At 60.3% G+C, this 9,829-nt stretch carries 15 protein-coding genes and 2 tRNA genes; 11 read left to right on the top strand and 6 right to left on the bottom strand.

Annotation, left to right across the window (positions count from 1 at the left end):
- Nucleotides 1-115 precede the first annotated feature (115 nt).
- Nucleotides 116-201 (top strand) — tRNA-Leu (locus Poly21_RS00870).
- Nucleotides 202-601: 400 nt separating this feature from the next.
- Here the strand turns inward: Poly21_RS00870 and Poly21_RS00865 are convergent.
- Nucleotides 602-674 (bottom strand) — tRNA-Lys (locus Poly21_RS00865).
- A gap of 100 nt (nucleotides 675-774) precedes the next feature.
- Between Poly21_RS00865 and Poly21_RS00860 the strand changes: the two genes are divergently transcribed.
- Nucleotides 775-1,914, top strand: a complete 1,140-nt coding sequence (locus Poly21_RS00860; RefSeq protein ID WP_146405063.1) for a tyrosine-type recombinase/integrase — start codon at nucleotides 775-777, stop codon at nucleotides 1,912-1,914.
- On the opposite strand, the gene Poly21_RS00855 is transcribed toward Poly21_RS00860, so the two are convergent.
- The 5 genes from Poly21_RS00855 to Poly21_RS00835 all read right to left on the bottom strand — a co-directional run bounded on the left by Poly21_RS00855 (nucleotide 1,911) and on the right by Poly21_RS00835 (nucleotide 5,299).
- On the bottom strand, nucleotides 1,911-2,369 hold the full coding sequence (locus Poly21_RS00855) for a hypothetical protein (RefSeq protein WP_146405062.1): 459 nt from the start codon (nucleotides 2,367-2,369) through the stop codon (nucleotides 1,911-1,913). The two genes, Poly21_RS00860 and Poly21_RS00855, sit on opposite strands and share 4 nt — an antisense overlap.
- Before the next feature lie 107 nt (nucleotides 2,370-2,476).
- A complete protein-coding gene (locus Poly21_RS00850; RefSeq protein ID WP_302117079.1) occupies nucleotides 2,477-2,962 on the bottom strand; it encodes a toll/interleukin-1 receptor domain-containing protein in 486 nt (161 codons plus the stop codon).
- Nucleotides 2,963-3,315: 353 nt separating this feature from the next.
- On the bottom strand, nucleotides 3,316-4,227 hold the full coding sequence (locus Poly21_RS00845) for a BRCT domain-containing protein (RefSeq protein WP_146405058.1): 912 nt from the start codon (nucleotides 4,225-4,227) through the stop codon (nucleotides 3,316-3,318).
- Between the two features lie 73 nt (nucleotides 4,228-4,300).
- Complete coding sequence (locus Poly21_RS00840; protein ID WP_146405056.1) at nucleotides 4,301-4,957, bottom strand: DUF3862 domain-containing protein; 657 nt, start codon at nucleotides 4,955-4,957, stop codon at nucleotides 4,301-4,303.
- Nucleotides 4,958-4,960: 3 nt separating this feature from the next.
- On the bottom strand, nucleotides 4,961-5,299 hold the full coding sequence (locus Poly21_RS00835) for a hypothetical protein (RefSeq protein WP_146405054.1): 339 nt from the start codon (nucleotides 5,297-5,299) through the stop codon (nucleotides 4,961-4,963).
- 190 nt (nucleotides 5,300-5,489) lie between these two features.
- Between Poly21_RS00835 and Poly21_RS00830 the strand changes: the two genes are divergently transcribed.
- The 9 genes from Poly21_RS00830 to Poly21_RS00790 all read left to right on the top strand — a co-directional run bounded on the left by Poly21_RS00830 (nucleotide 5,490) and on the right by Poly21_RS00790 (nucleotide 9,756).
- Nucleotides 5,490-5,843 (top strand): hypothetical protein, encoded by a 354-nt coding sequence (locus tag Poly21_RS00830; RefSeq protein ID WP_146405053.1) that lies wholly within the window; start codon nucleotides 5,490-5,492, stop codon nucleotides 5,841-5,843.
- Nucleotides 5,833-6,264, top strand: coding sequence for a helix-turn-helix domain-containing protein (locus Poly21_RS00825; protein ID WP_146405051.1), 432 nt, complete (start codon nucleotides 5,833-5,835; stop codon nucleotides 6,262-6,264). The genes Poly21_RS00830 and Poly21_RS00825 overlap by 11 nt, the downstream gene beginning before the upstream one ends.
- 5 nt (nucleotides 6,265-6,269) lie before the next feature.
- The gene (locus tag Poly21_RS00820) at nucleotides 6,270-7,052 is read left to right on the top strand and encodes a helix-turn-helix domain-containing protein (protein WP_146405049.1); all 783 of its coding nucleotides are present in this window, start codon (nucleotides 6,270-6,272) and stop codon (nucleotides 7,050-7,052) included.
- Nucleotides 7,053-7,215: 163 nt separating this feature from the next.
- Nucleotides 7,216-7,521 (top strand): hypothetical protein, encoded by a 306-nt coding sequence (locus Poly21_RS00815; RefSeq protein WP_146405047.1) that lies wholly within the window; start codon nucleotides 7,216-7,218, stop codon nucleotides 7,519-7,521.
- The gene (locus Poly21_RS00810; protein ID WP_146405045.1) at nucleotides 7,518-7,820 is read left to right on the top strand and encodes a hypothetical protein; all 303 of its coding nucleotides are present in this window, start codon (nucleotides 7,518-7,520) and stop codon (nucleotides 7,818-7,820) included. Before Poly21_RS00815 ends, Poly21_RS00810 begins: the two co-directional genes overlap by 4 nt.
- A complete protein-coding gene (locus Poly21_RS00805) occupies nucleotides 7,817-8,281 on the top strand; it encodes a DUF551 domain-containing protein (protein ID WP_146405043.1) in 465 nt (154 codons plus the stop codon). The genes Poly21_RS00810 and Poly21_RS00805 overlap by 4 nt, the downstream gene beginning before the upstream one ends.
- A 226-nt stretch (nucleotides 8,282-8,507) precedes the next feature.
- Nucleotides 8,508-8,711: a hypothetical protein gene (locus Poly21_RS00800; RefSeq protein WP_146405041.1), complete on the top strand. Its 204-nt coding sequence runs from the start codon at nucleotides 8,508-8,510 to the stop codon at nucleotides 8,709-8,711.
- The gene (locus Poly21_RS00795) at nucleotides 8,708-8,953 is read left to right on the top strand and encodes a hypothetical protein (RefSeq protein ID WP_146405039.1); all 246 of its coding nucleotides are present in this window, start codon (nucleotides 8,708-8,710) and stop codon (nucleotides 8,951-8,953) included. Before Poly21_RS00800 ends, Poly21_RS00795 begins: the two co-directional genes overlap by 4 nt.
- Nucleotides 8,950-9,756 (top strand): 5'-3' exonuclease, encoded by an 807-nt coding sequence (locus tag Poly21_RS00790; protein ID WP_146405037.1) that lies wholly within the window; start codon nucleotides 8,950-8,952, stop codon nucleotides 9,754-9,756. Before Poly21_RS00795 ends, Poly21_RS00790 begins: the two co-directional genes overlap by 4 nt.
- The last annotated feature ends 73 nt before the right edge of the window (nucleotides 9,757-9,829 follow it).

Raw genomic sequence — 9,829 nt, 5'->3', positions numbered from 1 at the left:
TTTTGTGTCGCTCAAGCAGGTTATCTTACCGGCTCGTGGATAGCTGACCGCACCACGAGCCTAGCCGCCCGTACGCGGGCCGCAAATAATCACTCGCACGGTGTAAAAACTGTGCGCCCAGGTGGTGGAATTGGCAGACACAGGGGATTTAAAATCCCCCGGACGGTTACGTCCTTGCGGGTTCGAGTCCCGCCCTGGGTATTTGGTTGGCTCGTCTTGTCGTGCCGCGGGAGGACTCATCGCGTCTTCTTGAAATTTTTCGATGTCGTCGACGCAGAATCGTGTTGCACGGATCGCTATTTGGCCCCATCGTGAATGCCGCCTGTCTATTGTCGGGACGGTAAATCGCTCAGAGGAGAGCTCGTTCTCCTGCGTTGACCGGTGTGTTCAATCGCCGCAAAGATTGCGAGTGTTGGCGAGAGACGGTGAGAAAGTGGCGGCATTGTGCCGACGGGTCTTAGAAACGTACACCCACAGCGTAGGCGCGATATCGAAACCTCGCGATTTTTGCAATTTCGGGTTGGTAAATGGAGCGGATCCCCCATTCTGAAACGCCACGAAAAAAGCCGTGTTTCGCATGGAAAACACGGCTTCATCAGAGTGCCCCCGCTAGGGCTCGAACCTAGGACCCACGGATTAAGAGTCCGTTGCTCTACCAACTGAGCTACAAGGGCTTTTGCGGTGTTTTTCGCGTTTTTGAAAACGTGTCCGACACCCGCTTCGACACCCGGTCGACTGACCAAACGTGTCACGGGCGGAATTTAGCATGATGACATGAGCAACGCAAACCCAGTTAAAAAGCCTTACCCGGATTTTCCGCTCTTTCCTCACCGGAACGGCCAGTGGTGCAAGAAAATCAGAGGTAAGCACCGCCATTTCGGCTCAGTAAAGGACGGATGGGAGTCCGCTCTCGAGCTGTATCAGCTCCAACGCGATGACCTGTACGCCGGCCGCGATCCCCAAGTGTATGACGAGGGGCTGACGCTTGCGGACCTGTGGACCGATTTCCTGGTCGATTTTCAGAAACGCGTTGACCGGGGGCGTGTCGGGCAAGGATCGTGGAACGATCACCAACGCACGGGCAAGCTCGTCGTCGCCTGCCTCGGCCGGCACACGCTCGTGTCCACGATCCGCAAAAGCGATCTCAAGCGACTCCGCGAAGGCTGGGAGGACGCATATGCTCCGGCCACGATCGCCGGGCACGTCGCGCGCGTGAAAGCCGTGTTCGCGTGGGCGTACGAAGACGAAGAGCTGATCGAGACGCCCATCAAGTTCGGCCGAGTGTTCGCACGTCCGGCCGAGTCCGAATTCCGCCAACATCGCGAGCGGTCGAAAACCAAGCTCCTCACCGCCGCCCAAATCCGCAGTCTCCTCGCCGTCGCCACGCCGCAAATGCGGTGCTGCATCCTGCTCGGCATCAACATGGCACTCAACAACAAAGACTGCGGGTTCCTCGAATTCCGGCACGTCGATTTAGACACCGGGTGGGTCACCTACCCGCGCAACAAAACCCACTGTCGTCGCAAAGCCCTGCTCTGGCCCGAGACCCTCGCCGCGATCAATGCCTACCTCCCCAAGCGTCGCCGCCCCAAGTCCGCCGAGCTCGCCGACCGGATCCTGCTTACCCGCTGCGGCGGCCCGCTCGCCTTTGCTCACAAGCGAGACTCCCCGATCGCCAAGCAATTCAGCAAACTACGCATCGCGGCCAAGATCCCCGACGCCGCCAGCTTCGGCGCCCTCCGCCACACCTTCCGCAGCGTCGCCGAGGACAACCCGGCCAAAGATCTCACCGCGATCCGCTGCGTCATGGGACACGCCGACCAATCGATCGACGACGCCTACATCGAGTATATTGGCGACGCCGGCCTCGTCGCGACGTCGGACCACGTCCGCGACTGGTACCTCCGCGGCTAGCCCGCCGACCGCTCGTCTCCGCGGTACAACGCCAGGTCATCGGCCAGCACCCGCAGCTGCAGTCGCCCGAGGTCCGCGTCGACCCAATCGGCCAGCACCCTCGCCAGTACTCGGCGTTCCATCCGCGTCGGCCCAAACGCCCGGCTGACCAGCTCATCGGGTCGCGTCGCCCCAGGCCGATACAAGCCCACACGGAGCAACCCCGGCCGCTCATGCTCGCGGCTCGAGCCCAAGTAAAACTTCCGCCAACAACGCCGCTCCACGTCCCAGCACTGCAGCAGCCAGCGAGAGCGAGCAAGCATTGGCCGGCGGAGATATTCGGCGATCGTCAACGGTTCGGCGACTAGGTCCCTGATCGAACGCACGACTAACCGCCGTTCGCGAAAGTCACGAATTGCCCCGATCAGGGTGCAATCCGGATAGGTCAATTCGATCGTTTGGCCGGGCTGGATCATCAGGCGGGTGGGGAGCAGGCGGGGCGTCAGGCTTTGCTAGCAAATCGGGTTGTGACGATTGGCTAGCGTGGTCCACCGGCTGGACACGTTTGGTCAGTGCGCCCGTTTCATTCGACGGCTATCAGCTCGGCCAGCTGGGCCGCGATATTTGCCATCGTGCCTTCGGCGGTGCTCAGGCCACTTCGCGAGCCGAGCAGGGGGCTGATTTCACGCAGTGCTTCATACGTCGTACCGTGCACAATGGGAACGAGCTGGTCACGCGCCAGAAGTGCGGATAGCTCTTTATCGGCGATGCCCTCCCGTTGAATACGGGCCAGCAGAGCGGGAGTTACCAGCACGATGCCGACTCGCGATTTTGCCAATCCCTTGTCGATCTCGCGCAGCAGCGGAGTGCCGAGGCGGACGTCTTTTTCACTAAACCAGACGGAGACATTGCTCGACTCAAGCAGGTCATGCAACTCCTTGGCGGCCCCTCCTCGGTCGTCCCACGCGTGACAAAGAAAGACGTCGCGCAGGTCAGGAAGTGCCAGACGCGGTTCAATACTGGTACGGACCGGCGTTAGCGAACGCACCTCGGCCGGAGTGTATGCCACGGACGAACCCGCGGGCGACCATTTCGGCCGGGTACTAGATCCACCACCGCTAGTCCGGGCGGATCCGGTACTCCTGATGCCCCCACCGCTCGCCGACGAAGAGTAGGACGGGTATGAGTGCGAGCCGTAGCTGCGACTTCCGCCGCTGCAGGCGGGACATGCCGCCGCCCCGCTCGCTGTGCGATGGCCATTTACCGGTGCTGTGCATCTAGCCATTTCGGGATCTTCCTAATTTTAGTTGAGTGTCTATCTACAGTAAAACAATGAAGGAGATCCGGTGCGGATCACGCTAAAACAAAAGTCTTTTTGTCGACCTAGTTCACACGGAACGGGGCGTCTACGTCTCGTTGATCTCAGCCATCAATTGCGTCCCACAAATCGAATTCATGAACGATGAGAACGTGGCTGCCATTCATTCGCATCGTCGCAGCTTGCTCTACTTTTCTTCCGTAGCAGGAGTACGCCCAGCATGGATTACCAGACGCCCCAACGACTAGGTAATGAAGATCTTTGGTGACACGAGGCTTGAAGATGGAACCTCGGCCAGTGATTAGCTCAGCAAACGAGGTTCGATCGCAACGGTCCGACTTTCCCGTAAAGCAGAAGTTGCGATTGTCGAAATGAATGACGGGATCGCATGCACAGACGCCCTTGATTGGCACAGTTGAGACGCGTTCGCTGGGGTGCGCCATGCCGCCGCCGACGGCACTGTATTCGGTGAATAAATCAAGCAGCATCGCCTGCTCCTCGGCGTCCACGACACCATCGGCAAGCACGCTCATGAGCACGGAATCGATTTCCGCATATGGCCACACTGTCTTGAGTTCGTCGTGCTGATGCAGCCACGTGGTGAGCTGTCGAACCTCCGATTCTGTCACGAGTCCATCGGCAATGATCCCCGACAAGATGCCTTGCAACCGCTGCATGTCAGCAGTTGCACCTGTGTAAAAAGCACCGTCGGAATGAAATTGACCGCAGGCCCAAAGGAGATCAGCGCGAGACTCCTCTGAAATCGACTTGTCTGTGAGAACCTCGATCAAAATTGGAATAAACTCATCAAATGGGTGACGATCAGCAAACTCCGAATGCTCCGAAACCCAGTGGGCCAGTGTCGCAAGCTCAGCGTCATTGATTCGCGAATCAATGGTGATCCCCAGTAAAAACCCCTCAAGGGTGTTCACTGCTCGACTGAGTCGAGCGGGACCGGTGAATCGAAAATGAGCATCGCGTTCTCTTCGGGGTTTTGCTCCGGTTGATTCATTCACGATATTCTCGATTGGCAGTGGGGATTGGAGTCACAAACAAGAAGGAATTTGGGCGTGTTTTATGGCGTGCTGGTCATTCTGATTTCTCGGCGAGCACGCCGTTGTCGAATGTCATGAAAACGTCATCCGGATGCAGTGGACCGCCAGACCAGATGAAAGTTTGCGTTCGGACACCGTTGAGGTACACATCGCCAGCGTCATCACCGGGCTCGCCGATGATCGCGACGACCTCGTCGTAGGTCATGCCGATTTTGCACTGGGCGAAGTCGGCCGGAGTCAGCTTGGCGTTCGCGTTCTGGTTCGCCTCGCGCTGGATGTTTCGTTCTCGTGCTGCGTTGATCTCCGCGGCCGCCTGGGCCTTGCGAGCCTGTTCGACTTCGATCGCCTGGATCGCTTCCTGCTCCGCTCTTTCTGCTTCGGCCTGGATCGCCGCTTTGTCTTCGAACGGGTTGTCGAACATCGAGGCGACAACGGAGAGCGAGAGACAGCCGCCGCAAACGAGCACCATCAATCCACCGCAGCCGAAGAAGGCCTTGACGGGCATAGGCAATGGTGGTGATGCCGGTTTCGCGACTGGCTCGGCCCATGCGTCCGCGGTGACATTGACGACCTCGCGCAACCGCACGGGATCACCGCATTCGGGGCAATTTACAGTGCGGCCACCCTGTTCATCGGAATAGGTGATGACGTGTCCGCACGTCCCGCACTGCGTTGTTGCTGTCTCCGCCACGATTCAATTCGCCTTGCGTTTGCGGGGTGTTTTCGCCGGTGCCTTGGCTTGTTTTGCGGCCTCTGCCTTGGGGCCTAGTTGTTCTTCAAACTCCGCCTGGACCTCGGCAACGAGATCGTCGAACGGATCGAAATCCTTCGTGGATTTCTGTCCTTGCCGGCTTTCTTCCAGCCAACCGTCGGCGATGCACTTGGCCTCGAAAGCCTCCGCCTCCGCCGGTTCGAGCGTTTTCAGTTTTGCCATATATCGGCGGTAGTGCTTTTGGCAAAGGCCTCGACGCATGTCATCGGGTTCGTTCCCGCAGACTTTGCAGCCGGTTGTCTTGGGTTTCGGTTGTTCCATACCGAAATTTTACCAAGGTGTGACACAGCCGCAACCCTTTTACAGTAAAAGACTTACGGTATCGCTCCGGCACTCACCGGAAAACATTCGGAGATACTTCGGTAAAACTTATGTTGACACCGGAGCACACTGAGCGATACTCTGAATCGCACGGAGGGGTTTTCATCAGTGACCTTTCCGGAACGAACAAATGAGACTGACTGTTTACATTCCCCAATTCGTGGAGATTGACGTGGACGCTGAACGTCAACGAGTGATCCAAGAACGCGTCGCGGCTGGGCGGTGCATCGATCCGGATTGCAAGCGGCCGATTCGCGTACGCGGGCTGTGCAACTATCACTACCAGCAATTCAAAACGGCGAAGACGAAGCCGCCCAACGGTCTCGACAGCGACACTTTCGAAGCCGAGGCCATCAGCGAAGGCATGGTGCTGGGTCGCGGTGATCAACACCGCCTGCGTGGCACGGTGGTCAATCGGTTTGCGAGCATCGGTGCACCGGAGAATCTTTCTCAAGCTGCGGAGGGCGTGAGCCATGGCAGCTAGCAAAGCGGCGAGGATTCCGGAGCGGGTGGTCGAGGATGCTCGGGCGACTCTCGAGACCCTCGCGGCGAGTCGGGGTGTGTCGGCGGCGGCGCTGTGTGAGGCGATGCAGCCGGCGGGCGAGACGTTCCTGACGATTGCGGAGGTGGCGGACATCTTGGCGGTGGATCGGCGGACGGTGGGCCGGTACTGCGACGATGGGCTGCTCGATGCGGTGGATGTGAATTTGTCGCCGGGCGGCCGGCCGATGTACCGGATCACGCGGGCGAGCTTCGTGGGTCTGGTCGAGCGGATGCGGAAGGTTCGCAAAACGAAACGGAAGAAGTCACCGGCGATGCCGGCGACCATCAAAGAGCGTGAGGCGCGGGCGAATGTGCCAGCCGAACGTCGTCGCAAAATCGCAAAACGCAAACATTTGGTGTAACGCCCATGGCCATGACCCATCCCCATCGTGATCAGCCGTTGCTGTTCGGTGACTCGTCGCAACCTATCGCTGCGCCGGTGTCCAACATCGGTGCAGGATCTGCGGCGGTGCAGCTGGGCTGTGACCACGAAAAACACGAAGGACACGAAACGCGGCGGGCGTCGGTGCCGGCGGTGCAGGTGTCGCAGCAGCGTGGGCGTGATTCGCGGGATGCGACGTATTACGAGAACCTCGAGGACATGCCGGAGCGGCGGCGGGCGGTCTACCTGCGGGTGCTGGCGACGGGCCACGGTGGGATGACGTTGGATGAGTTGTCGGTGGCGATGGATCGGCCGCCTAATGCGATCAGTGGACGGGTGACGGAGTTGGTCGCCGCAGGGCGATTGATCCGGACGGAGCGGAAACGGCCGACGCGGTCGGGTGGGAGTGCCTGCGTGTTGGTGTCGTTGCCGTTTGTGAGTGAGGTTTCGCCGGCGGGGCGAGATCCGGAGAGAGGTGTAACCAGTAGTGAACCGGAGAGCGAGACGATGGCGACGACAATGACGCGTGAGAATGAGTTGCCGGACGGTTTGACGCGGCGGAGTGTGCCGTGTTTGGAGAATGGCGAGGCGATGATCGCGGGCGAGCTGTACTGGGTGAACCGTCGGCGCGTGCTGTGTTTCGAGGGCGAGGACGGCGAACTGTGGATGCAGCCGCTGTTGGTGTCGCTGGGGCCGGACCCGGAGGGGCGGCCGCAGCGGGTGCTGGAATTGCCACCGCGTGGCGTTCGAATTGAGTTGCTCGAGTGAGATAGCCGGGGCTAGCGCTCAGGCGGATCGTTGTGAGATCGTGAGAACCGGGGCTAGCGCCCAAACGGCTCATGGAACAACCCTGATTTTTTAACGGTGCCGATGGCCGTCGTGGCTACCGGTATGCACTGACAGAACCCCTTTTTTTTTGAGGATAGAACGATTGGTAACGCAAGATTATCCACTGGCCGATTCCCATCCCACACCGCCGCTCTGCGTGTGGGGCCTGATCGTGCAATCGGACGCCTGCAGCGTCGCGCGGCTATTCGTCGCCCGTTCGTTTCTGATCGCGAGTCGCGACGCGACGGCGTTGGCGGCGGCGGCCGGCATCGACACGTTCGACGTGACGGCGGTGCGGGTGGAGTGTTTCGGCGTGGCGAGCGATCCGAAGACGGAGCTCGCGAAAGAGAATTGGAAGGCGGCGTGCGATGCGGCGTCCGTGCGGTTGATTCCGCAGGAGTCACCATGAGCGTGCCGTTTGGGGCGATTCCGGTGCCGGTCCGGCGGGTGATCTGTGTTTATTACCTGCGCAATGGGCATCACTACGCGTGGGCGTTCACGCCGGAGACTCGCCAAGCGGCGCAGCGGGATGTGGCTCGCTGGGGGGCGATGGAATTGGAGCTGACGTGGGCGGACGCGGCGAAGATTTTGACGCGGGTGCGGACGGCGCGACTGGGCCACGATGACATGCACCCGGGCTGCGATGGCGTGGCGTGGGCGAAAACGATGAGCGTGGCGAGCGGTGCGAAGTCGGGAGGTGCAGCGTGACGACGTGTAACATCGTGCCGGGGTACGAGATCGTGCACCCGATGGAGTCGTTGATGCTGGCCGCCGAGCCCGGGCTCGGTGCGTCGGACGCGTCGGAGTGTCTGGACAATTGGACGCGGTATTTCTGCAATGCGGCGGAGTCGGATGATGACGTGTTAATGACGCCGCAGCGGGTGTCGGCGCTCGTTCACACTCTGGTCGCCGCGAGGCAGCGTGCTCGACGTTTGATTGCGGAACGGGACGCGTTAAAGCGGGCAGCGAACACGGAGGTGATCAGGTGGATTGATGCGAGCGAGCAGCTGCCGGACGCTGACATTGATGTGATGGTGAAAATCGACGATGAGTCGGTACCGATCTGGATTGGTCATCACGATGGAGAGGTGTGGTACGTCGACGACAGCTGGCACGAAGCGGTCACTCACTGGGCGGAAATGCCGTTTGGGCCGGAGGTGGCGTCATGAGCGGTCTACGCGTAGGGCGTCTGCGAATACGCGAATTATACGCCAGTGATCGGCGAACGCATCGCCACCGGGTTGTGTGCCGTCGCGTACGGACGATGCGAGAGGCCGAACGAGTCATGCGAGAGCCGTTGCCGGCAGGATGCTATTTCAGGTCGATTGATCGCGTGGTACGAGGCGAGCGGCTCGGGTGGAAAGCGATTCATACGAACCGTCCGGAGGTGGCATCATGAGTAGCGACCGGTTGCTGGCGAAATTGTCAGCCGAGGAACGGGAGAAGCTGCAGCATTTCGTCGCGGTCAATGGACGATCGTGGAAGTCGAAATTGCGGGATTGCTGGATGCGTGGCGATTGGGTGTTGCGGGAGACTCGCAACACGATCGGGCCGAGTGGACTTAGTCGCTTGCGCGTCGCAAAGTGGGTGAAACTATGAGCAGTGCACCTCAACAGAAACTGAAAGTCTCCGCTCGCGTGCGTGAGTTGCTTGGTCAGCTGGCCGATGCCTGCGATAGGCACCACGACATGATCATCGCCGCCAGCGAGGCGGCAGACCAGGGCGACGTCAATGCAGCGTCGGAAATCTGCTTAGACAAACAAGCGGTCGAGTCGTTGATTGTCGGAACTGCTCACCGCTTGACGCGTGTGGCAAAGGGCAAACCGGAGGTGCGCACATGAATATCCTGATCGATGGTAACAACATGGTGCACCGGGATTTTCATGCGACGAAGGATAATCCGGGGCGGTTCGTGCCGGGGATCGAGCGGCGGATTGCGGCGATTCGGGAGCTGTGGAAACCGATCGAGATCGTGGTGGCGTTCGATTCGGGGCGGACGTTTCGGCATGATCTGTTCGCGGGCTACAAGGCGGGACGGACGCCGGCGCCGGAGGTGGCGGATTGTTTGGAGCGGGCGATGGCGTTGCTGCTGGATCTGTGCGTGCCCTGCGTGGCGGCGACGGGGTTCGAGGCGGATGACGTGATCGCGACGCTGGCCCGTCGGGCGACGCTGCTCGAGCAGCGGGCGGTGATCGTGTCGGCGGACAAGGATCTACATCAGTGCATTGTGCCGGGGTCGGTGACGCAGGTGACGGCGATGCGGCGGAGTGGGTCGGCGTTGGATTGCGATGTGATCAACGCGGATCGGCTGCAGGCGAAGTACGGCGTGACTCCGGCGCAGTGGGTGGATTACCGGGTGATGATCGGGGATAAGTCGGACGGGATCGACGGGATTAAGGGCGTGGGGCCGGCGACGGCTCGGGAGATCCTGAAACATCACGCGGGGTTGGATGAGTTTTTCCGGCGTGAGGAGGGGCAATTTCTGACGGCGAAGGAAAAGGCGGGGCGGCGATTGGTGAAGGATTCGCGGCATCGGGTGGCGAGGCTGCGGCAGCTGTTGACGTTGGATCGGTGTGTGCCTCTGGGGCCGTGGTGGACGGTGCCCGGTGGGGCGAGTTTGGACGTGGCCACGGTGGCGGCGTGATTTTGGTTTGACCACGAAATACACGAAGGACACGAAATTCAGGTTCAGTTTTTTGTTCGTGTGGTTCGTGTTT

The organism is Allorhodopirellula heiligendammensis (assembly GCF_007860105.1).
In the GTDB taxonomy this organism is placed as follows: domain Bacteria; phylum Planctomycetota; class Planctomycetia; order Pirellulales; family Pirellulaceae; genus Rhodopirellula; species Rhodopirellula heiligendammensis.
This window is presented reverse-complemented; position numbering and strand designations above follow the sequence as displayed.